This is a genomic window from Streptomyces sp. NPDC101151 (assembly GCF_044768335.1).
Classification (GTDB): domain Bacteria; phylum Actinomycetota; class Actinomycetes; order Streptomycetales; family Streptomycetaceae; genus Streptomyces.
The window spans coordinates 19,844-41,385 of record NZ_JBIWPP010000024.1 but is presented as its reverse complement, the minus strand read 5'-3'; the positions used below and the strand labels follow the sequence as shown (position 1 = coordinate 41,385).

General features: G+C 71.3%; 17 protein-coding genes. 7 read left to right on the top strand and 10 right to left on the bottom strand.

Annotated elements, in window-relative coordinates; translation table 11 throughout:
* Window positions 1-18: 18 nt before the first annotated feature.
* From ACIRU3_RS33010 to ACIRU3_RS33000, 3 genes are all read left to right on the top strand, one after another.
* A complete protein-coding gene (locus tag ACIRU3_RS33010) occupies window positions 19-1,473 on the top strand; it encodes a peptidoglycan-binding protein (protein ID WP_404064191.1) in 1,455 nt (484 codons plus the stop codon).
* Window positions 1,470-2,186 carry an ABC transporter ATP-binding protein gene (locus ACIRU3_RS33005; RefSeq protein ID WP_404064189.1) on the top strand — a complete coding sequence of 239 codons (717 nt, stop codon included), beginning with the start codon at window positions 1,470-1,472 and terminating at the stop codon, window positions 2,184-2,186. The genes ACIRU3_RS33010 and ACIRU3_RS33005 overlap by 4 nt, the downstream gene beginning before the upstream one ends.
* Window positions 2,187-2,275: 89 nt before the next feature.
* The gene (locus ACIRU3_RS33000) at window positions 2,276-3,457 is read left to right on the top strand and encodes an ABC transporter permease (RefSeq protein WP_404064186.1); all 1,182 of its coding nucleotides are present in this window, start codon (window positions 2,276-2,278) and stop codon (window positions 3,455-3,457) included.
* Between the two features lie 57 nt (window positions 3,458-3,514).
* Here ACIRU3_RS33000 and ACIRU3_RS32995 read toward each other — a convergent pair whose 3' ends face one another.
* The gene (locus tag ACIRU3_RS32995) at window positions 3,515-4,891 is read right to left on the bottom strand and encodes an LCP family protein (protein ID WP_404064182.1); all 1,377 of its coding nucleotides are present in this window, start codon (window positions 4,889-4,891) and stop codon (window positions 3,515-3,517) included.
* Window positions 4,892-5,137: 246 nt separating this feature from the next.
* Between ACIRU3_RS32995 and ACIRU3_RS32990 the strand changes: the two genes are divergently transcribed.
* A complete protein-coding gene (locus ACIRU3_RS32990) occupies window positions 5,138-6,166 on the top strand; it encodes a glycosyltransferase family 2 protein (RefSeq protein ID WP_404064179.1) in 1,029 nt (342 codons plus the stop codon).
* 25 nt (window positions 6,167-6,191) lie between these two features.
* Here ACIRU3_RS32990 and ACIRU3_RS32985 read toward each other — a convergent pair whose 3' ends face one another.
* Window positions 6,192-6,605 (bottom strand): spore-associated protein A, encoded by a 414-nt coding sequence (locus ACIRU3_RS32985; protein WP_404064176.1) that lies wholly within the window; start codon window positions 6,603-6,605, stop codon window positions 6,192-6,194.
* 283 nt (window positions 6,606-6,888) lie between these two features.
* On the opposite strand from ACIRU3_RS32985, the gene ACIRU3_RS32980 reads away from it, so the two are divergent.
* Window positions 6,889-7,359, top strand: a complete 471-nt coding sequence (locus ACIRU3_RS32980) for a DUF2690 domain-containing protein (protein ID WP_404064173.1) — start codon at window positions 6,889-6,891, stop codon at window positions 7,357-7,359.
* 78 nt (window positions 7,360-7,437) lie between these two features.
* Here ACIRU3_RS32980 and ACIRU3_RS32975 read toward each other — a convergent pair whose 3' ends face one another.
* From ACIRU3_RS32975 to ACIRU3_RS32960, 4 genes are all read right to left on the bottom strand, one after another.
* Window positions 7,438-9,033: an LCP family protein gene (locus tag ACIRU3_RS32975; protein WP_404064407.1), complete on the bottom strand. Its 1,596-nt coding sequence runs from the start codon at window positions 9,031-9,033 to the stop codon at window positions 7,438-7,440.
* Between the two features lie 646 nt (window positions 9,034-9,679).
* Window positions 9,680-11,431: an LCP family protein gene (locus tag ACIRU3_RS32970; RefSeq protein ID WP_404064171.1), complete on the bottom strand. Its 1,752-nt coding sequence runs from the start codon at window positions 11,429-11,431 to the stop codon at window positions 9,680-9,682.
* Between the two features lie 229 nt (window positions 11,432-11,660).
* Window positions 11,661-12,842: an LCP family protein gene (locus ACIRU3_RS32965; RefSeq protein ID WP_404064168.1), complete on the bottom strand. Its 1,182-nt coding sequence runs from the start codon at window positions 12,840-12,842 to the stop codon at window positions 11,661-11,663.
* Window positions 12,843-13,024: 182 nt separating this feature from the next.
* Entirely contained in the window at window positions 13,025-13,780 is a 756-nt protein-coding gene (locus tag ACIRU3_RS32960; protein ID WP_404064165.1) for a TIGR03089 family protein, read from the bottom strand.
* Window positions 13,781-13,909: 129 nt separating this feature from the next.
* On the opposite strand from ACIRU3_RS32960, the gene ACIRU3_RS32955 reads away from it, so the two are divergent.
* Both ACIRU3_RS32955 and ACIRU3_RS32950 read left to right on the top strand, forming a co-directional pair.
* Window positions 13,910-15,328, top strand: coding sequence for a peptidoglycan recognition protein (locus ACIRU3_RS32955; protein ID WP_404064162.1), 1,419 nt, complete (start codon window positions 13,910-13,912; stop codon window positions 15,326-15,328).
* A 213-nt stretch (window positions 15,329-15,541) separates the two neighbouring features.
* On the top strand, window positions 15,542-16,624 hold the full coding sequence (locus tag ACIRU3_RS32950; protein WP_404064159.1) for a sugar phosphate nucleotidyltransferase: 1,083 nt from the start codon (window positions 15,542-15,544) through the stop codon (window positions 16,622-16,624).
* 371 nt (window positions 16,625-16,995) lie between these two features.
* Here ACIRU3_RS32950 and ACIRU3_RS32945 read toward each other — a convergent pair whose 3' ends face one another.
* The 4 genes from ACIRU3_RS32945 to ACIRU3_RS32930 all read right to left on the bottom strand — a co-directional run bounded on the left by ACIRU3_RS32945 (window position 16,996) and on the right by ACIRU3_RS32930 (window position 20,932).
* Window positions 16,996-18,003, bottom strand: a complete 1,008-nt coding sequence (locus ACIRU3_RS32945; protein WP_404064156.1) for a DNA-3-methyladenine glycosylase family protein — start codon at window positions 18,001-18,003, stop codon at window positions 16,996-16,998.
* Window positions 18,004-18,087: 84 nt separating this feature from the next.
* Window positions 18,088-19,395 (bottom strand): coenzyme F420-0:L-glutamate ligase, encoded by a 1,308-nt coding sequence (locus ACIRU3_RS32940; RefSeq protein WP_404064153.1) that lies wholly within the window; start codon window positions 19,393-19,395, stop codon window positions 18,088-18,090.
* On the bottom strand, window positions 19,392-20,351 hold the full coding sequence (gene cofD / locus ACIRU3_RS32935; RefSeq protein ID WP_404064150.1) for a 2-phospho-L-lactate transferase: 960 nt from the start codon (window positions 20,349-20,351) through the stop codon (window positions 19,392-19,394). The genes ACIRU3_RS32940 and cofD overlap by 4 nt, the downstream gene beginning before the upstream one ends.
* A gap of 74 nt (window positions 20,352-20,425) precedes the next feature.
* On the bottom strand, window positions 20,426-20,932 hold the full coding sequence (locus ACIRU3_RS32930; protein ID WP_404064147.1) for a cysteine dioxygenase: 507 nt from the start codon (window positions 20,930-20,932) through the stop codon (window positions 20,426-20,428).
* Between the last annotated feature and the right edge of the window lie 610 nt (window positions 20,933-21,542).

The following is a 21,542-nucleotide window of genomic DNA, read 5'->3' as shown; positions in this document are numbered from 1 at the left end:
CGCAGCGGAAGAGAACTGATGGCAGACCTGATGAAGAGCACGGTCGCCGGCTCGCGGCAGAGCGAGCCGGGATCCACCCGCACCGTGCCCGCGCACCACGAGGGCGCGGAGCCGGTCCCGGCGACGGCCGAGCCGGCGCCGCCCGGCCCGCCGGACAAGACGGCCGGGCCCGCCCCCGGGACCCCGGCCCGTACCTCCGCCCTGGCACGTCGCCGGCGCGCCGTGCTCGCGGTGGCGGCAGCGGCCGTGCTGCTGTCCCTCGGCGGCCTCGGCGGGGCGATGCTGGTGAAGTCGCCGGCCCAGGTGGCGGCGGACACCGGTGCCCCCAAGGCCAGCGTCATCACCGCGTCCGTCACCTCCGAGCGGCTTGCCCGCACCGTGGTGCTGCGCGGCGATGTGACCAGCGGTGCCACCCTGTCCGTCACCCCCACCGCGGTGGCGGACAGCCGTGCCCTGGGCGGCGGCACCAACCCGGGCGGCTCGTCCCCGGTGCTCACCCGCAAGCTCGCGCACGTCGGCGACACGGTCAAGGCGGCCCGCCCCCTGGTGGAGTTCTCCGGGCGTCCGGTGTACGTGCTTCCGGGCCGGATCCCGGTCTACCGCGACATGCTCCCCGGCGAGTCCGGCGCCGACATCGCCCAGCTGCAGAGCGCGCTGACCGGCCTCGGCCTCTATCACGGGGGCGACACACACGGCTCCTTCGGCACGGCGACCCAGAAGGCCGTCGTCGCGCTGTACCGGCGTCTGGGCTACCCGGTGCCGGTCACCGGCGGCGCCGGCTCCGGCCACGCCGACGAGTCCGGCGAGAAGGGCGGCCGGGCCAAGACCACGAGCGGGCCGTTCGTACCGGCCTCCGAGATGGCCTTCGCCTCCTCGGTGCCGGTCAGGGTCGTCGGACTGCCGACGGCCGTGGGCGACAAGGTGAACGGGCCGGTGGTCTCCCTGGCCACCGGCGGTCTGCGGCTCACCGGGTACCTGGACCCCTCCTACGGCGGTCTGGTCAAGGAGGGCATGAAGATCCGGATCTCCACGGAGTCCCTGGGCGTGAACGCCACCGGCACCGTGGCCTCGGTCGGTGCACTGGTCACCCCCGGCGACAAGGCCGGCTCCCAGACCTCCGACGACCCCGCCGGCAGCGCGTCGGCCCAGGGCTCGGGCGCACCCGCCAACGGCGGGATCCCCTATCTGCCGGTGCAGGTGACGCGCACGGGCACCTGGGACAACCGGCTCGACGGGCAGAACGTGCGGATGACCATCACGGCCGCCGCCACGACCGGCGCGGTGCTCACCGTCCCCGAAGCGGCGATCAACGCCGGCGCGGACGCCCGTACCAGTGTCACCGTGGTGCGCGCGGACGGCTCCCAGCACAAGGTGCGGGTCACCGTGGGCGTCTCGGCGGACGGCAGGGTGCAGGTCACCCCGGCCGGTGCGGAGCGGCTGACGGCGGGCGACCGTGTGGTGGTCGGCCAGTGAGCGAGCCGACCGCGTCGCCGCCCGTGATCCGGCTGCGGGGCGTCGCCAAGACGTATCCGGGCGCCGTCGCGGTACACGCCCTGCACCCCACGGACCTCGATGTCGAACGCGGCGACTTCGTCGCCGTGGTCGGCCCCTCGGGTTCGGGGAAGTCCACCCTGCTCAATCTGATCGGCATGCTGGACCGGCCCTCGGCGGGGCGCTACGAGTTCAGCGGCACCGACGTCTCCGCCCTGCGGGAACGGGAGCGCACGGCACTGCGCGGGCGAAAGGTCGGTTTCGTCTTCCAGTCCTTCCATCTTCTGGCGCACCGCACGGCCACGGAGAACGTGGCCCTCGCCCAGCTGTACGTCACGACGGAACGCGGGGCCCGCAACGACCGGGCGGTGCAGGCTCTGCGCACCGTGGGCCTCGGCCACCGGCTGGACGCGCTGCCGCCCACCATGTCCGGCGGTGAACGCCAACGCGTCGCCATCGCACGTGCGTTGGTCAACCGTCCCGAACTCGTCCTCTGTGACGAACCCACCGGAAACCTGGACTCCGCGACCTCGGCGCACGTCATGAATCTGCTCGAAGAACTCCACGCGGCGGGCCTCACCGTCGTGGTCATCACCCACGACCCCGCCGTGGCCGAACGGGCCAGGCGGGTGCTGACGATCCGCGACGGCCGCATCCTCACCGACACCGACACCGATCGGCGGTCGGCCGCGTGACGGGGGGCCGGTTCCGGTCCGTGCTCGGGCGGACCAGGCGTGAGGGGCAACCGTCGCCGGCACCACCGTCACGGTTGCTCATCCGGGACATGTTCGCCGAGTCCCTGGCCGGCCTGGTGCAGCGGCCGGGCCGTTCGGTGCTGACCATGCTCGGCACGGTCCTCGGCGTGGGCGCCTTCGTGGCCGTACTGGGCCTCACCTCGACCGCGGCCGGGCAGATCAGCGCGTCCTTCAACGTGCTGCGAGCCACCACGGTGACGGTCGACGACGCCACGCCCAAGTCCGACGACACACCCGTGGTCCACTTCCCGGACGACTCCGACGAACGGATGCAGCGGCTCAGCGGCGTGGTGGCCGCAGGTGTGTGGTGGGGCGCCCCACTCCACAACCCGAGGGTCGGCACACAGCCGCTGCCGCCGAGCGACAACCCCAGCACCGGAGTCACGGTCTTCGCCGCCTCTCCCGGTGCGCTGAAGGCGATCCAGCCGACCCTTCAGGCGGGCACCCTCTACAACCGCTTCCACCAGCGGCGCGCCGAGCCGGTCTGCGTGCTCGGCAGCGGCGCCGCGCGTGTCCTCGGCATCACCCGGCTGGACAACCAGCCCGTCGTCTTCATCAACGACACCGCTTACACGGTCGTCGGCATCATCTCCGACGCGCAGCGCAAGCCGGAGGCGCTGATGGGCGCGATGCTGCCCACCAGCACGGCGCTCAGGGCCTTCGGGCCGCCGACCGACCAGCCGGCCGAGATGATCATCCACACCCGGATCGGCGCGGCCCGTCTCATCGCTCATCAGGCTCCGCTCGCGCTGCTGCCGGACCACCCGCGTCTGCTGCACGCCGCCCCGCCGCCGGACCCGCACGCCCTGCGGGACGCCGTGAACACGTCGCTGTCCGGGCTGTTCCTGCTGCTGGCCGCGATCTGCCTGGTGATCGGTGCGCTCGGCATCGCCAACACCACGCTGGTGGCGATCCTGGAGCGCACGGGCGAGATCGGGCTGCGCCGTTCGCTGGGCGCCCGCCCGCGGCACATCGCGGCCCAGTTCCTCACCGAGTCCACCACCCTGGGCACGCTCGGTGGTCTGATCGGTACGGCGATCGGCGTCTGCACGGTCGTCGCGGTCGCCCTGGTCCAGCACTGGACCGCCATCGTGGACCCGATGACCGTCCTGCCCGCCCCGCTCGTCGGCTCCGTGGTGGGCCTGCTGGCCGGTCTCTATCCCGCGCTGCGCGCGGCCCGCATCGAGCCGCTGGAGGCCCTGCGGCAGTGATCGCCGTGGACCGGGCTCCGGGCGGCGGTGAACCGGCCGCCCGGAGCCCGGTCCCCTCTACACACCGCCGGAGCAGACCACTTCGTTGCCGCGCAGCACGCTCTGGTCGGGCTTGCCCGGGTCCTCGACCCTCACCTGGCGCACGGCCCTGAAGTCGGCGCCGGCGGTCACCTTCAGCAGCGGACCCTGGCCCGGCACCGCGCGCAGTTCGCTGCCGGGCAGGGCCGCGGCCAGGGTGCGGGCGGAGCGGTCCCAGCGCGGGTCGTAGGAGATCACCGTGCGCCTGACCGCGTGGTCGGCCGCGGTGGTCGGCTGGTGGGTGGTGGCGAAGCCGGCCGCCGCGAGTGCCGCGTCGACCCGCTTGGCGAGCCCGGCCGTTCCGGTGCCGTTCTCCACCTGGACCCGGATCTGCTGCGGGGCGACCTCCACCGGCATCGGTGCCGGGGTGCGCTTCGGGCGGTCCGCGGCGAGCGGCTTGTCGTCGCGCAGGGACTGGAACAGCCGGCCGGCCGCCGCCTGGTCCCACTTCACGGTCGAGCCGATGGCCTTGACGGGGTAGTTCATCTGCCCGATGGGCACGGTGGTGAACTCGGAGGAGGACGGGGAGAAGTTCCGCATCGCCCGGCCGAGGTCGAGCAGCTCGTCGGTGCCGAAGCCCTCGTCCGCCCGGACCGAGCCGAGCACCGCCCGGGTCACGTCCCTGAACCTCATCGGGTTCAGCAGCACGCCGGAGGAGGTGGCCTGCTCGATCAGCGCGGCCAGGAACCGCTGCTGCCGCTTCATCCGGCCCAGGTCGCTCGCCCCGTCCAGATGCCGGGCGCGCACGTACTGCAGCGCCTGCCCGCCGTTGAGGGCGTGGGTGCCGGGCACGAGGTCGAGGCCGGTGTACTTGTCCTTCAGCGGTGTCGCCGTGCAGACCCGGACCCCGCCGACCACGTCCACGGTCTTCATGAAGCTGGTGAAGTCGACCTCCAGGTAGTGGTCGATCTTCACATGGGTCATGTTCTCGACCGTGCCGATGGTGAGCTGGGGCCCGCCCTCGGCGTAGGCCGCGTTCAGTTTGATGGGGTGCGGGCCGTGCTGCTGCCCGGTGGCCGCGTCGAGATGCGCGGGCACCTCGGCGTAGGAGTCGCGGGGCAGGCTCACCACGCTCGCCCGTTCCCGGTCCTCCGAGATGTGCACGATCATCATCGTGTCGGTGCAGTGGCACGGCTGCCCGCCCAGCCGGTAGGCGCGCCGTTCCTGTTCGCTGATCTTGTCGCGGCCGTCGGTGCCGACCATCAGCAGGTTCATCCCGTGCCCCCCGCGGGGCCGGTTCTTCATGTCCTTGAAGGCGTCGACCCGGGCGATGCCGGCGTCCAGGCTGGTGACGACCGCGTGGCCGATGCCGGCCGAGGCGAGCACGACCACGGACAGCGTGGTCACCGCCCGCATGGCCCAGCGTGGCCGCCTGGGGCGCCTGGGCGGCGCGGCCCGCTGGGCAGGCCGTGGCACCCGGCGGGGCGGCTGCGGTCGGCGCTGCGGCCGGGCGGGGGACCTCGGCGGGCTGGGCACGGGACACCTCCGGGCTGCGGCCGTACGTGGGATTTGTGCACACCGTAGGCCGATACGATCTCCAGCCCGCGTTCACGCCCCGCGGCGCGCACCGGTGTCCCCCATTCGCGGTAACGTGAGCCCCCTATGAACGCCAAGCCCGACGTGCAGCTCCCCGCCGTTTCTGTGATCATGCCCGTCCTCAACGAGGAGCGGCATCTGCGCGGGGCCGTCCAAGCGATCCTCGCGCAGGAGTACGCCGGCGAGACGGAGGTCGTGATCGCCCTCGGTCCGTCCACGGACCGCACGGACGAGATCGCCGCCGAGCTGGTCGCCGAAGATCCCCGCGTGCACACCGTCCCGAACCCGACGGGCCGCACCCCCGCCGCGCTGAACGCGGCGATCAAGGCCTCCCGGCACCCGATCGTGGTCCGCGTCGACGGCCACGGCATGCTCTCGCCGAACTACATCGCGACCGCCGTACGGCTCCTGGAGGAGACCGGCGCGCAGAACGTCGGCGGCATCATGCACGCCGAGGGCGAGAACGACTGGGAGCACGCGGTCGCCGCGGCCATGACGTCGAAGATCGGCGTCGGCAACGCGACGTTCCACACCGGTGGGGAGGCGGGCCCCGCCGAGACGGTCTACCTCGGGGTGTTCCGCCGCGAGGCGCTGGAGCAGCAGGGCGGCTACAACGAGGAGTTCATCCGGGCCCAGGACTGGGAACTGAACTTCCGCATCCGCGAGGCGGGCGGCCAGATCTGGTTCTCGCCGGAGCTGAGGGTGTCGTACCGGCCGCGGCCGAGCGTCAAGGCGCTCGCCAAGCAGTACAAGGACTACGGCCGCTGGCGCCATGTCGTCGCCCGCTACCACGAGGGCTCCATCAACCTGCGCTACCTCGCCCCGCCGACGGCGGTGTGCGCGATCGCGGCGGGTCTCGTGGTGGGCGCGGCCCTCACGCCGTGGGGCCTCGTGATCCCCGGCGGTTATCTCGCGGCGATCGTGGCGGGCTCCGTCCCGGCGGGCAAGGGCCTGCCCCTGAAGGCCAGGCTGCAGATCCCGGTGGCTCTGGCGACGATGCACATGTCGTGGGGCTGGGGCTTCCTGACCAGCCCCAGGTCCCTGGCGAAGAAGGTCGTCGCGTCGCGGCGGCCGGCGGTTCTCAGCTCGAACTGAGCCTCCGCCGGCGCCCCGGCCCGCGTCAGCCGCAGTTCGTCGCGTCCCCGCCGGCGTAGCCGCCCAGGTAGCTTCCGTACCAGTCGACGCAGGAGCCCGCTGCGTTCACGTAGACGGGCCCGGCGTAGTACCGGTAGTCGCCCTTGTCCACGATCCAGCTGGACGAGCCCGTGCGTCTGATCTTCGCGACCATCTCGTTCGCGTACTTCTGCTCCGTCTGGATCGTGACGACGCAGTTCTTGCCCGTCGCGTGGCTGTACGTCAAGTAGACGGTGCCGAGGCGGTACTGCATGTCCTTCCAGTTGACGACGGAGTAGCCGGAGCCGCAGGCCCCGTTGTACGCCACGTTCGCGCTGTCGGCGGACGCGGTGCCCGAGAACGCCAGTACGGACGTCATCGCCGCTGCGCCGGCGATGGCCAGAGTGGCCCGCTTGTTCATGTCTGTCTCTTTCTCATCTTGTGAAGATCAACGGCGGCGATCTCACCATCGAGCACCCGCGCGTGGCACCTTCCATAGTCCTCATGAGACATGAATGGCCATTAAGTGATCATGAATGGCTTGTTCTGATCACCTAGGTGGCGCCCCAATGCCCCCTTCCTGGCGCGAAGTTGACCAGATGGTGTGTCCATGATCAGATGTGGCGCTCACATCTTTCTCACACGTACACCTGCGGCAGACCTTGTCCGCGGGTGTACTCGCGCATGTTCAGAAGGGGGACCACATGCGTTCCAGGATGCGGAACTTCGCACGTGCCGGCGTCGTGGCAGGCGGACTCGGCCTCGCGATGGTCGCGGCCACGGGCGTCTCCAACGCCTACACCTATGACGGCAGCGACCCGTCGGCCACCGGCTGCGCCAGCGGTGCCACCACGGTGGCCTCGGCGACCGTCAAGAGCGCCCACGTCACCTACGGCACCATCGAGCTGCGCTACAGCACCGCGTGCCACACCGCGTGGGCCAGGCTGACCCTCAACTACACCCAGGGCGCGTGCGGCAACGCGGCCGCGGGCTACGACTGTCAGCACGCCTACGTCGTCCGCAACAACGACGGCCGCACCTACTCGTGCACGATCTCCCAGGGCCAGAGCCAGTGCTACACGCCCATGGTCTACGACAAGGGCATGACCTCGTTCGCCCAGGCCGAGATCGACGCGGTGGGCGGCGCCGCCAACCAGCGGACCGCGGCCTACTGATCCAGAGCCGCTTTTGGACATGACGACCGAGGGGCTCGCCGCGACCGTGCGGCGAGCCCCTCGGTCATGTCCGGCCGACTACCACCGGTAGGGCTTGTACACGTCCATGCACTGGTCGGCTTCGGAGCCGTTGAGGGCGTCGGCGTTGCTGGGCAGGTCTCCCGCCTTCGGTGCCGACCGCTTCGGATAGGTCGTCCCGGTACGCCAGTCGGCGCCGACGACGACGGTGACCCCCGAGACGCCGGTCGACTTCTTCACCGCGCTCATCGGGATCCCCAGCGACTTCGCCACGGCCTGCGCGTCACCCTCCAGGTCCGCGCTCGGGTACTGCACGACCGTCTTCTCCTCGGACAGCGTTCCCGAGGTGTCGAACGTCGCCCTGCTGAACCCCTTCTGCGCCAGGGCCTGGCTGATCGCCTGCGCCCGGCCCTCGACCGGGGTCTCGGTGGAGGTCTGGGTGGCGTTGCGCACCAGCACCCCCAGCCGGCCCGCGTCGACCGAAGGAGTCTTGGTCGCCCCGTCCTTGTCCGAGACCTGCTTCGTTCCCGATGCCTTGCCGTGCTTGTCGAACGCCACGTCGTCGCGGAGCATCTGCCACATCTTGTCGGCGTTGGCGCCGTCCGGCACGACGTGGTTGCTGTCCGCGCTGTCCTCGACCCACGGCATCGTCGTCATGGTGAAGCGGTTGGTCGGCACCTTCTTCAGCTGCATGCCCAGGTCGTACAGCTTCTTGACCGTGCCGATCTCCTCGGAGACCTTGAGGGACTTCGTGGCCGCCTCGGCCAGGTCCATGAGCCGGCCGGTGTCGGTGAAGGCGTTCTGCGACTTCAGCGTGCGGATCATCGAGTTCAGGTACATGTGCTGGGCCCGCGCGCGCAGCGGGTCGCTGCCCCAGGCGTGCCGCGTGCGCAGCCACTGGAGGGCCTGCGTGTGCTTGATGTTCCGTGTGCCGGCCTTCAGCTTGAGGCCGGAGCCGCCGGGCACACCGGGCAACGGGCGGTCCCAGACGTTCTGTCTCACGCAGACATCGACGCCGCCGATGGCGTCCGCCATGCTCACCACGCCCGCGAAGTCGATCATCATCCAGTGGTCGATGTAGACCCCGGTGAGGTTCTCCCAGGTGGCCAGCGTGCAGCCGGCTCCGCCCCGGGCCAGGGTGGTGTTGATGATGTCGTTGGTCGCCGGATAGGCCTTCCCCGTGTCGGGGTCCTTGCACTTCGGTATGTCGACCCGCGTGTCACGAGGAATGCTCACCACGGAGGCACTCTCGCGGTCCGCCGACAGATGGATGAGCATCTGCACATCGGCCAGCGGCGGATTGCCGACGTTGTCCTTGCTGCCGCCGAGCTTCAGGTTCTCGGCGGAGTTACGGCTGTCGGAGCCGATCAGCAGGATGTTCATCGGCGTCTGCCCGGCCGCGTTCGGCGCGGTCCTCCGGGCCTTGGAGTCGCCGCTGCTGCGCTGGCCCTTCTGGATGTTGCCGTTCAGGTGCTGGTAGTACAGGTAGCCGGCTCCCGCCGTGCCGAGTATCACCACCGCGAGCACCGTCGCGGACCAGCGCAGCGCGCGCCGCCTGCGCCGTCGCCGTTCGTTCTTCGGGCCGCCCCTGCGTCGCCCCCCGCCGTGCCGGCCGGACCCGTCCTGCGCTCCCGAGGCCTTGCGCGCGAGTGACATCGTGTCCTCGACCGCAGGAGCCTCCCCCCGCACCTCGCTCTGCGCCAACTCCCTGCCCTCCCCACCCTGTGCGCCGTGCAACGGGTCCGTCCCGCGCCCAGTTAGACGCACGACGGACTCATTGGGTTACCTACGAGGCGCACTTCACCTTGTCTGTCGTGGACTCATCAACGCTCGGTGTCTTCGCCGGAGCTGTGAGTGAGAGACCACATCGCCGGCAGCCGCTCCCCCACCCGTTCTGGGCATCGTCGGCTGTCTCCACATCGAGGCAACCACTATTCTGCCTTCACGTAAGAGCCGCGTAAGAGTTCCCTGTGCGATCTGGTCGACTCCCGGGCGAACGCGGAATGCCGGACAAGCGCAAGTGATCATGTCGGCACGCGCGCGGGGACGGCAAGTTCGAGTGGCGTGACGCGCGTCACTCGGTGCTGTTACGGCTTTCTCGCCCGTGTGCCGGGGAACGGGCGTTGCCCCGTGTCTCTGCCGGACGTACGGCAGACCCGTCGGCCTCCACGACCCGGTGGTGGTCGTGGAAGCCGACGTTGTGGATCCTGCGAGGTGCGAAGGGCCCGGCCGCGCCGGAACGCCCGCCGCCCGCCGGCCGGGTCCGGTCAGAAGCACCGGCCCGTCCGGCTGTGCGGCGGCCTCAGCTGGCGCACTGGGCCTTGTCCGCCGTGGACTTGTCGACCGTCGGCGCCTTGGCCGGAGCGGTGAGGGAGACACCCGCGCCCTTGAAGTCCTTGCCGAGGGTCAGGGTCATCGTGGGCAGTCCCTGGGCGTTGTTCACGCTCTTGCCGGGCTTGAGCGCGGTTCCGGGCAGCCCCATCAGGGAGGCCAGTTCGCGCGCCTGGGACGCCTGGTCGGGCGCGTACTCGAGCGTGGTCCTGCTCAGCTCCGCGGGTGCGTTGCCCGCGTTCTCCGACTTGAGCACGCCCTTCTCGGTCTGCAGCCACTGCAGGGTGTCCTGCGCACTGCCGCCCTCGGCGCCGCCGTTGAAGATCCGCACCCGTACCTCGGAGGCCGCGGACTTGCTGCCCTTCAGGCGGGCGGCCGCCGCGTCCTTGGCCGCCTTCTCCTTCTTCTTCACCTCGGTGAAGGACACATCGTTCTTGATCGCGTCGAACACCTCGGGGGCCGTGCTCTGGTTGACGATCACCGTCTTGTGGAAGACGCCGTCGGCCGGGTTGTCGAGCACGGGCACCGTCACGAAGGAGATGTTCTTCGGCGGCACCTTCTTCAGCTCCAGCGCTATGTCCTTGAGCGTGCTCACCGAACCGATGCCCTTGTCGACGGTCAGCGCCTTGGTGGCCGCCTCCGCCAGGCTGACCAGCTTGGTCGGGCTGGTGAGGGTGTCGCTGGAGGACATCTTGCGCATCAGGGAGCCCATGAACTGCTGCTGCACCTTGATGCGGTCCAGGTCGCCGTGATTGCCCCAGCTGTGCCGGGTGCGCACGAACGCCAGCGCCTGCTCGCCCTCGATCTTGGACTTGCCGGCGGGCAGCTTCAGATGAGAGTCCTTGTCGTTCACGGCGTGCGCGAGACACACGTCGACGCCGCCGACCGCCGCCGTCAGCGTCTTCACCGCGTTGAAGTCCACCATCATGAAGTGGTCGGGCACGACGCCGGTGAGCTCACCCACCGTCCGCATGGTGCAGCCCGGGTCGCGCCCCTCCTGCCCGAGACTGATGTTGAAGCGGACGTCGTCGGAGCCGGGGATCACCTTCTCCGACCCGTCCGGCTGCTTCGTCGGGCAGTCCGGCACATCAGCGATCAGGTCGCGCGGAATGCTCAACGCGGTCGCGTTCGTCCGGTCCTTGGACACGTGCAGCAGGATGTTGGTGTCGGCGTGCCCGACGCTGTTCGCGTCGCCGTACCCCTCGTTCCCCTTGCCGGTGCGCTTGTCGGTACCGATGATCAGGATGTTGAAGGCGTCGTCCTTGCTGAAGCCGCTCTTGCCCGCGCTGCCGACATCCGTCGTGGTGACGTTGCCCTCGAGGTGCTTGAGGTAGAGGTAGCCGGCCGTGCCGACGGCGACCAGGACGAACGCCGTGCCGCCGGCGGTCCACGCCAGCACCTTCTTGGCCGTCGACTTCTTCTTCGCCGGCCGCCGGCTGCGCCGCCCCTGCGGCGGCTCGGGCTCGGGGCTCCGGCGCCGGCGTGGCGGCGGCACCTCGGCGCCGCGCGTCTGCCGCATCTCGCGCGTCGCCCGTGCCGCCGTGCCGCCACGGCCGCGTCCGGCGCCGCCGGTGTCACGGGGATTCGGTCTCCGGGGTCCGGGGACCGACGACTGCGGTGCGGAAGGGCTCAGTCGCAGTTCGTATTCGCCGGTGTTCGGATTGAGTACCCACTGGTCTGCGGGGTCGATGTTGTCCGCCCGCCCACGGCCTTGCGCGTCCACGGTTGTCCGAATCCTCCGTCGGGGCCACGCGGCGCCTTCCCCCTCGAGGCGCTCGGGTCTCGGTGAATCGGCGCACGACCCCAGGACGGGCCTCGGTCTGGTGCACCGGATCGCTCACACTATCCGCCCAGTTCAGCGTGATGCGACGCCGGTGACAAATTCCACCTTCATACAACTGGGCAATCCCCCTCATTTTTCTGGACAGAGGTTCGTCGCCTTGGTGCGCGCATTACTCGCAGACGTGCTCGGCGGCGGTGTTCCCATGGAATGTGGGGGCGGGGGAGGGCCCCTTCCCGCCGTCCTCCTCCCGGACTTCGCCGGGTATGTCCTGTGCGGCGTCCTGCGCCACCGCCACCGGTTGGTCCGCCCGCAGCCGGGCGAAGAGCCTCTCGGCCTCCGGCTCCACGAGCTGGTCGCGATTGGCGTCGTAGACGTACGACTCCCGGGGCACCGTCAGGAACTGCACATGTTCGGTGGGGATGTCACGCACACCACGCACCAACTGGTACAAACCACGCAGACTTGCCAGATCCGGATCGGTGGTGAGCGAGGAGGTCGCCGCGTCCAGCACCGGGTAGAGCTTCACCGGGTTCAGCAGGACGTCGTTGCTCTGCACCTTGTTGACCAGTGCGCCGAGGAAGCGCTGTTGCCGCTCCATCCGCTCGGTGTCGCTGCCGTCGCCGATCGACTTGCGGGCCCGTACGTACCCGAGCGCCTGCTCCCCGTCGAGGGTCACCCGGCCCGCGGGCAGCTTCAGTTTGGCGGCCTTGTCCTGGATGGGCTCCTTCAGGCACACCCGGACCCCGTCGACGGCGTCGACCATCTCCTTGAACCCGCTGAAGTCGACCACCATGTGATGGTCGATCCGGACGTCCGTCAGCTTCTCGACGGTACGGATGGTGCAGGCCGAGCCGCCCACCTGGAAGGCGTGGTTGAACATCGCGAACACCGGCTCGCTGCGGCTCCCGTCCTCCTGCCGGCAGCCGGGGATGTCCACCATCAGGTCCCGGGGCAGCGAGACGGCGGTGGCGCTGCGCCGGTCGGCGGCCAGGTGCAGCAGGATCGTGGTGTCGGACCGCTCGCTGCCCAGGTCCCGCCCGTACTCCCCGTTGCCGTCCCCGGCCCGCGTGTCCGACCCGATCAGCAGGATGTTCTGCGCACCTCGCACCAGTGCGGTGGGCCGCTCCCGCTCGTAGCGGGCGAGTTCGGCGGCGGCCGCCTCGTCGGGGGTGATGTTGGCGCTCAGTTTGGCGTACACGGCCCAGCCGGCCCCGGCCGCCGCCACGACGAACACGGCCGCCGAGAGCGCCGTGCCCCTGGTCCACCGCCGGCGCCGCCGCCGCACGAGCCCTTCCCCGGTGGCCGAGGAGCCGAGGCCGGGGCCGAGGGGCCGGGGGGCGGTGTCGGTCACAGTGCGGACCCCCTCATGGCGTGCGAGCGTCATGTCTCTGCTCTTACGACGATGGCGGGGAGGGGGTGCGAAGGCGCCCTGTACTGCTCCGTACGGGTGATGGCAGCCGGCTCCAGGGGTGCGGGGACCTGCGCGAACAGCGCCACGCACCCGCACCCGCCATGCGGCCGCGCCGCCTCTTCTCAGTGGCGCAGAGCGGTCACCTTCTCGCTCTCGACCCGCTTGGCGAGACCTTCCTCGTCCAGCCGGTCGAGATGACGGCACAGCACCACGGACCCGCCGACGGCCAGGGGCCCGTACAGACCCGCGCTCAACCCGTCCCAGGTGTCGTACGACAACCCCGACAACGCACGGGACCCGGGGCCCGTCAGATCCAGCGACGGCGCATCCGCCAAGGCCCGCTCGACCACCTCGCCCCCGCTGAACTCGGCGCCCGCGACGATCAGCGCCGGCTCCTCCGGATCCACCGGAGCGAACGGTGCGAACCGGTCACCCTGGCTCGGCACCTCCACGGCATAGTCGACGAATCCGTCCGGCGCCTGCGGGAAACGCCCGCCCAGCGGCCGCAGCGCGAGCGCCACCCGCTCCCCGCGGCAGGCCCGCGCCGCCTCCAGCGAGTCCGGCCCGCTGACGACGACGTCGGCGGCCGCCGGGTCCCCGGCCATGTCCGCCACCGCCCCCACGGACGCACAGGCGAGCAGCCACACGGCCGTCTGCCAGTGCGCGGGCAGCAGCAGAGCGACCCGGTCGCCGGGGCCGGCGGCCAGGTCGCCCTGAAGGAGATTGGCGGTCTTGGCCACCCAATTGGCGAAGGTGGCCACGGAGAGTTCGACACGTTCGCCCGTGGCGTCGTCGTAGAAGGTCACCAGCGGGCGGCCGGGATCCGTGGCGAGCGCGGAACTCAGCAGGTCGGCAGGGGTGCGATCGGTGGCATTCACCCGCGCAAGAGTACGCCGGGGCGGGCGCGCGCACCGAGTGCCGGGGCCACCGGTTCGGGGGAACGGTTCCCGACGGTCCGTCAGTTTATCGATGGACAAATTTGTATGGCTATGTCCAGGATCATGGGCATGCGTGGATTCCTTGCTTCCTCCATGGGGGCCACCTCGATCGGCGTCACGTGTGCGACCGCCCTCGCGCTCCCGCTGACCCTGCCCGCGACCGCTGTGCCCGCGCCCGAGCGCGCGGGCACGGGCACGGCGGTGGCGGGCAGGGTGGCCGGGGCCGCGGTGCCGGGCAGCACCCAGTCGCTGCCCCTGGTCCCGCTCACCGGCCGGCGCATCCTCGGCGTGGCCCCGGAGCAGGGCCTGTACCGCTCCGACGTACGGCACTTCTCGCTGGTCGGTGTGGTCTGGGCCGACCCGGACGCCGAGCTGCGCGGCCGGGTCCAGGTCCGCACCCGCTCCGTCGGGTCCTCGGCGTGGTCCGGCTGGCAGGACGTCGAGACGCACAACGAGGACCACGGCGCCGACCCGGGTACGGCGGAACGCTCCTCCGGCCGGGTGCGCGGGGCCACGGCGCCGCTGTGGGTCGACGACTCGGACGGCGTGGACGTACGGGTGCTCGCGGACTCCGCGCCGGCCCCGGCGGCCGGGGTCCGGGTCGGCGGTGCAGGCGTCCGGGTCGGCGGTGCAGGCGTCCTGCGCCCGCCCCTGCCGCCGGGGCTGCGCCTGGAACTCGTGGACCCGGGGGACGGGACACCGCCCCAGGGTCCCGTGGCGGGCGCGCCCCGCACCGGCGTCGGGACGGATGCCACGGTCGCCGCCTACGCGGCCGACACCGACCTCGCGCCCTTCGGCGCCCTGGAGATCCCCGAACTGGACAAGCGGGACACCGAGCGGGAACTGGGCTTCCTGGAAGGGGGCGTTCCGCGGACGAAGCCCCACATCGGGCCGCGCCCGCGGATCGTGACGCGCCGTGGCTGGGGCGCGGACGAGTCACTGCGGGAGAGCGGGTTCGTCTACACGAAGAAGGTCAAGGCGGCCTTCGTGCACCACACGACCTCGGGCAACAAATACACCTGCGCCAAGGCCCCCTCCGTCATCCGCAGTATCTACCGCTACCACGTCAAGAGCATGGGCTGGCGGGACATCGGCTACAACTTCCTCGTCGACAAGTGCGGAAGCATCTACGAGGGCCGGGCCGGGGGCGCGGCGAAGGCTGTGATGGGCGCCCACACCCTCGGGTTCAACACCAACAGCATGGGCATCGCCGTGATCGGCACCTACAGCTCCAGCAAGCCGTCCGGCGCCGCCGTGAAGGCCATCGCCCGGCTCACCGCGTGGAAGCTCGGCATCTACGGCGGCAATCCGCGCGGAAAGACATATCTGAAGTCGGGGGGTGGCAATCTCTACCCAAAGGGGAAGAACGTACGACTGAACGTGATCTCAGGCCATCGGGACGGGTTCCGCACCTCGTGTCCGGGCAAGCGGCTCTACGCCAAGCTCGGCACGGCCCGTTCCAGCGCGGCGGAGTACCAGGGGCGCTGAGAGCCCGGGGGCGCCGGGGCAGGAGCGCGCGTTCACCGCCGTCGGGGGACGGGTGGGGGCGGCTCGGGGGACGTCGGGGGGCGGTTGGGGGAAACCGGACGCCGATCTCGCGGGACACCGCGCGGCCATCGAGGGCACCGTCGCACGGTCTGCATACACTGGCCGGCCGAAACGAGTAGTTCGGCCGGTCCCGGCAGGAAGCAGAGACGACAGGTGACAGAAGCGATCCTCCTGGTCGGCGGCAAAGGCACCCGGCTGCGTCCGCTCACGGTGCACACACCCAAGCCCATGGTCCGGGCGGCCGGGGTGCCGTTCCTCACGCACCAGCTGGCGAGAGCGAAAGCGGCGGGCGTGGAACACATCGTGCTCGCGACGAGCTATCTCGCCGAGGTCTTCGAGCCCTGCTTCGGCGACGGAGCCTCCCTCGGCCTGCACATCGAGTACGTCACCGAGGAGGAGCCCCTCGGCACCGGCGGCGCCATCCGCAACGTGGCCTCCCGTCTCCACTCCGGCCCCGACGACCCGGTACTGATCTTCAACGGCGACATCCTGACGGGCCTGGACATCAGGGCCCTGGTGGACACGCACGAGTCGACGGGCGCGGACGTCTCCCTGCACCTGACGAAGGTGACGGACCCGCGCGCCTACGGCCTGGTCCCCACCGACCAGACGGGCCGTGTCCTCGCCTTCCTGGAGAAACCGCAGACACCGGAAGAGATCGTCACCGACCAGATCAACGCGGGGGCGTACGTCTTCCGCCGCTCGGTCATCGACACGATTCCGGCGGGCCGCCCCGTGTCGGTGGAGCGCGAGACGTTCCCCGAACTGCTGTCGGCCGGAGCCCATCTGCAGGGGATGGTCGACTCGACGTACTGGCTGGACCTCGGCACTCCCGCGGCCTTCGTCCGTGGCTCGGCCGATCTGGTCCTCGGCCGGGCTCCGTCTCCCGCGATTCCCGGCCGCTGCGGCGACCGCCTGATCCTGCCCACGGCCACGGTCGCGCCGGACGCGAAGCTGACGGGCGGCACGGTGGTCGGCGAGGGCGCGTTCGTCGCGGAGGGCGCGCGGGTCTTCGGCTCGACGATCCTCCCCGGCGCCGTCATCGAACCCGGCGCGGTCATCACCGATTCCCTCATCGGCGCCCGAGCCCGAGTGGGCGAACGTTCCGTGCTCACCGGCACGGTCATCGGCGACGGTGCGGTCGTCGGCCCCGACAACGAACTCCGCGACGGGGTCCGCGTGTGGTGCGACGCCCGCATCCCGGCGGGAGCGCTGCGCTTCTCTTCCGACCAGTAGCCGTACGGGTGGGCAGGGGGCACCGCCCAGGGGGCCGCGCCCCCGGACCCCGCCGGCGCCGCTCCGTTCACCTGCGGGCACGCCGTGCCCGATCGCGCAGTTCCCCGCGCCCCTTCAGGACGCCGGGCTGCGGATGGCGGTGCCGGGCAGCCGCGGGCAGTGGTGCCGTTGTGTGTCGCCCGCCGGGCAGCGGCGGACCGCTCCCGCGTAGCTGCGGGCAGTCGCGCCGCCGGGGCGGCACGGGTGGGCGCGGCGGCACCCCGTAGGCGCGGGCGAGCGATGCCCACACTCGCCTTGCTGCGGCACCGGGCACACGACAACGGCCCAGCCGCAGCACCAGGCACCGAGCACCGAGCACCGAAGCAACGCCCTTACAACAGCCCGATGTCCACCCGAGGCATCTTCGGCGCCCTGCGCGCAGGCGTGTTCCCGCTCAGCAGGATCAGCCGAGCCGCCCGATGCCGCTGCCCCGCATACGGCTCCAGCAGCCGCAGCATCGCCGCATCGTCCGCGTACCGATCCCCGGCCAGCGCCCAGCCCACGATCCCGGGCAGATGCAGATCCCCGACCGTCACCGCATCCGCCGCACCGTGACTGCGCTGCACCGCCTCCGCCGACGTCCAAGGCCCGATCCCCGGCACGACCTCCAGCCGTGCCTGAGCCTCGACCGCCGGCATCCCCACAGCCTGCTCCAGCCGCGCAGCAACCCGCACGGCCCGCAGAATCGTCGACGCCCGCTTGTCGTCCACCCCGGCCCGATGCCACTCCCAGGAGGGAATCAGCGCCCAGGCGCGAGGCGCCGGCATCACCCACATCGGCCGCTCGCCCGCCCCCGCGGGCCCCGGCGCGGGCTCACCGAACCTCCGCACCAGCAACCGCCACGCCCGATACGCCTCATCGGTCGTGACCTTCTGCTCCAGCACCGACGGAATCAACGACTCCAGCACCAGCCCGGTCCGCGTCAGCCGCAACCCCGGCCGCCGATGCCGCGCCAGCGCCACCACCCGGTGCCGGGGGACGAACGCGTCCGGATCATCGGCGGAACCGAGCATCTCCGGCAGCCGCTCCAGCAGCCACTCGGCACCCGGCCCCCACGCCTGCGCGCGCACCTCACCGCCGTGGACGTACACCCGCAGCGTCCCGGGCCCGGCGGGTGTCCGGCTGGCCCGCCAGACGGACCCGTCCCGGGTGACCCGGAACGTCGGATCGGCGGGCCCGCGCCGCAGCGGACCGAGCACCAGTCCGAGGTCGAGCGGCCCGTCCGGCGCCCAGCTCCGCACCCGCGCCGCCGCCCCCTGCCGAGGCACCCCGGCGGGTACGGCGACCTCCCCGCCGCGCACGGTCGTGCGCGTGGGCCGCGGAGCGAATCGTCCTGCCACGAGTGAGTCCTGTCGGTGGGGTGCGGTGCCTCGGGGGCCGCTGTCCTACGAGACTAGGCGAGACCGAGCGGTCGTACGGGACGCTCACCGCACCTCGATGAACGCCTCCGCATCCCGCTCCGCCCGCGGCTTCGGCTCCGCTGCCGGATGGCCGACCGCCACCGCCCCCATCGGGTCCCAGTCCGCCGGCAGACCCAGCACCTCGCGCACCACGTCCCGGCAGAACATCGTCGACGACACCCAGGCCGACCCGAGCCGCTCCCCGGCCAGCGCGACCAGGAGGTTCTGCACGCCCGCGCCCGTGGCGACCACGAACATCTCCCGCTCGGCGCCGTCCCGCCGGGTGTCCCCGTAGGTGTGCGAGCCGTCCATGACGAGGCACGGCACGACCAGATACGGCGCGTTGCGCAGCACGTCCCCGCGCCGCACCCGCTTGGCGATCGACTCCTCGCTCTTGCCGTCCCTGCGCAGGTCCGCGATCCACGCGTCCCGCATCGCGTCGAGCAGCCGTACCCGCGACTCCGCCGACTCCAGCAGCACGAACCGCCAGGGCGTGGTGTGGTGCGGGGCGGGCGCGGTCACCGCCGCGGCCACCGCACGCCGCACCGCGCCCGGGTCCACGGGGGCGTCGGCGAAGGCCCGTACGGTACGGCGCTGGGTCACGGCCTCCCGCACGGCCTCGGACGTACCGAGCCGGAACATGTCGTCCCGCGCGTTGCGCACCAGCTCCCGTGCTCCCGCGCCGTGCTCGTCGGCCACGGCATGCGCCAGCCCGCGCACCACGGCCACCGGCCGTCCCGCCGCCTTGCCCTTGACCAGGTCGCCAGCGGCGGCCAGTTCGTCCGCGGTGGCGACGACGGTGGCGCTGAGCGGATTGCCGTACGCGTCCGTGCCCCCGCGCAGATCGTCCAGCACCTGCACTCCGGCGGCGCCGATCGCCACGTCCGTGAGCCCCGAGCGCCAGGGCCGTCCGAAGGTGTCGGTGACGACGACACCGACGTTGACGCCGAGGGTGTCGCGCAGCCCTTCGCGGATCGCGCGCGCGGAGCCGTCCGGATCCTCGGGGAGCAACAGCACGGTCCCGGAAGGGGTGTTGGAGGCGTCGACCCCGGCGGCGGCCATGACCAGGCCCTGCCGGTTCTCGACGATGCGCAGCGTGCCGCGCCGGGCCACCACCCGCACGGTCTCGGCGTCGATCGCGGCCTCCCGGTCGTCCGCCCGGACGATCCGCCCCTCCGCCTTGGACACGATCTTGGACGTGACGAGCAGCACGTCCCCGTCGGCCAGGCCGGGCTCGGCCGCGGCGATCAGCTTGGCCAGATCGTCGCCCGGCTGCACCTCGGGGATGCCGGGCAGGGCCCAGACCCGGTACTCGGCGCGCTGCTCGCTCACGCTGCCCGCACCTCCTCGGCCAGCGCCAGCGCCTCCCGCACCATCTGCGCGGTCGCGTCGACGTCGGTCATCATCAGCGGTACGGCCCTGCAGCGGATCCCGTCCGCCTCGACCCGCTCGACCACGCCCGCGTCGACGGTGTCGACCAGCCAGCCGTCCAGCAGCCCGGAGCCGTAGTGCTCGGCGACCGCCGCGGCCGTGGACTCCACGCCGACCGCGGCCAGCACCTTGTCGGCCATCCCGCGCACCGGCGCGTCGCCGACGATGGGCGAGAGGCCCACCACCGGCACGCCCGCGTCCGCGATCGCCTCCCGGACGCCGGGCACGGCGAGGATCGTGCCGATGGACACGATGGGGTTGGACGGCGGAAAGAGGATGACGTCCGCCTCGGCGATGGCCTCCAGGACCCCCGGCGCGGGCTCGGCCTGCTCGGCGCCGACCGGCACGACCGCCTCGGCCGGGACCGAGGCGCGCAGCCGCACCCAGTACTCCTGGAAGTGGATCGCCCTGCGCTCTCCGTCGAGCTCGACGGCCACGTGCGTCTCCACGCGGTCGTCGGTCATCGGGATCAGCTTCACGCCCGGCTTCCAGCGCTCGCACAGTGCCTCGGTGACCGCGCTCAGCGGATAGCCGGCGCCCAGCATCTGGGTCCGCACGATGTGTGTGGCGAAGTCCCGGTCGCCGAGCCCGAACCACTCCGGGCCGACGCCGTACGCCGCCAGTTCCTCCTTGAGGTGGAAGGTCTCGTCGGACCGCCCCCAGCCCTGCTCCTCGTTGATGCCCTCGCCCAGCGTGTACATCACCGTGTCGAGGTCCGGGCAGACCTTCAGCCCGAACAGGTGGATGTCGTCGCCGGTGTTGCCGATCACCGTGATCTCCGCGTCCGGCACGGCCAACTTCAGACCGCGCAGGAAACGGGCACCACCGATGCCGCCTGCCAGAACCACAATGCGCATGGGCCCAAGTCTGGCAGGCGGGTACGACAACGCGTCAGGCGGTCAGTGCGTCGATCGGGCGGTCGACGCGTCGATCAGGCGGTCACCGTGGGCGGCTCGGTACGCGCCTCGCAGTGCGGGGAGGTGTGCATCGGCATCTCGGTCAGGCCCGGGTAGTAGACGTGCAGGCTCACCGCCGGCTCCAGCGCGTCGTTCACCACCTCGTGCACGTACCCCGGCGCGAACACCCGCTGCGCGCCGGCCGTCAGCGCGCGCGTGCCGCGCTCGGTGCGCTCGGTCAGCGTGCCGTCCAGGACGGTGAGGACACCGGCGGAGCGGCCGTGGTCGTGCAGCCCGCTGCCCTGTCCGGGCACCCAGGACAGCAGCCACACCTCGTAGCCGGGGCCGGTGCGCAGCCGGTGGTACCAGCGGGTGGTGGCGTCGTAGCGGACGAGGTGCTCCCACTGGGAGCGGTCGGCGGCGACGGCGCGGGCGAGGCCCACGTACTCGGCCACCGTGGCCGGGTGCTCGCGCGGCGGCTGGAGCAGGTGCGGGACTTCGAGGATGTCGCCGGCGATCTGGAGGTCGTTGTCGCTGTTCATCGGGTGCTGTGATTCCTCGGCGTAAGAGCGGAAGAGAGGGGTGCCCTGAACTGGGGGTTCTGCGAAGGAGGGACCGGCCGGGTCGTGAGACGCGGCGACAGCCGGAGCGCGTCGGCTCAACAGCTGGAACAGCAACAACAGCTACAGCGGACCGGGGCAGCACCGAGGGACCCGGCGGAGCGGGTCGAGGTGAGCGCCAAGTTCGCGAGCATGCCCACTAGGACAGCGGTTCACACTCGCACTGTCAACTCGGCGCCCGGAATGTGGGACATGGTTCACCTCATCCGGTTCATCTGTCAGGTGAAAGGTTTGTTCACTCGGCGCCCAGGACACATGGCGCACATCCGAGTGCTCAAGCCTCGCGGAACGCGATCGAACGCGGAGGCGTCCTTCTTCGTACAGAGATCCGTACGGGGTCCGCCGCCTCTTCGGGTCTCGCCCGCGTGTCGAGGTTTATGGCGATTTGAACACTTTCCGCATGGCCTTGGTTCCGCAGAGTGAATAACGGGCCCAATAGCAGATCTCGGCTTGACTCGCCCGGAGCAGCACACTTGTAATTTCACTCGTGTCGTTCAGCCGAAATCGGTAACGGCTACGCACGGGGACGTGG

Excerpts from the sequence above, each read along its gene's own strand:
- ACIRU3_RS32995 (WP_404064182.1), bottom strand. The coding sequence starts at position 4,891 with ATGCGGGCGGTGACCACGCTGTCCGTGGTCGTGCTCGCCTCGGCCGGC.
- ACIRU3_RS32990 (WP_404064179.1), top strand. The coding sequence starts at position 5,138 with ATGAACGCCAAGCCCGACGTGCAGCTCCCCGCCGTTTCTGTGATCATG.
- ACIRU3_RS32980 (WP_404064173.1), top strand. The coding sequence starts at position 6,889 with ATGCGTTCCAGGATGCGGAACTTCGCACGTGCCGGCGTCGTGGCAGGC.
- ACIRU3_RS32975 (WP_404064407.1), bottom strand. The coding sequence starts at position 9,033 with ATGTCACTCGCGCGCAAGGCCTCGGGAGCGCAGGACGGGTCCGGCCGG.
- ACIRU3_RS32930 (WP_404064147.1), bottom strand. The coding sequence starts at position 20,932 with ATGAACAGCGACAACGACCTCCAGATCGCCGGCGACATCCTCGAAGTC.
- ACIRU3_RS32985 (WP_404064176.1), bottom strand. The coding sequence starts at position 6,605 with ATGAACAAGCGGGCCACTCTGGCCATCGCCGGCGCAGCGGCGATGACG.
- cofD (WP_404064150.1), bottom strand. The coding sequence starts at position 20,351 with ATGCGCATTGTGGTTCTGGCAGGCGGCATCGGTGGTGCCCGTTTCCTG.
- ACIRU3_RS33000 (WP_404064186.1), top strand. The coding sequence starts at position 2,276 with ATGTTCGCCGAGTCCCTGGCCGGCCTGGTGCAGCGGCCGGGCCGTTCG.
- ACIRU3_RS33010 (WP_404064191.1), top strand. The coding sequence starts at position 19 with ATGGCAGACCTGATGAAGAGCACGGTCGCCGGCTCGCGGCAGAGCGAG.
- ACIRU3_RS32955 (WP_404064162.1), top strand. The coding sequence starts at position 13,910 with ATGCGTGGATTCCTTGCTTCCTCCATGGGGGCCACCTCGATCGGCGTC.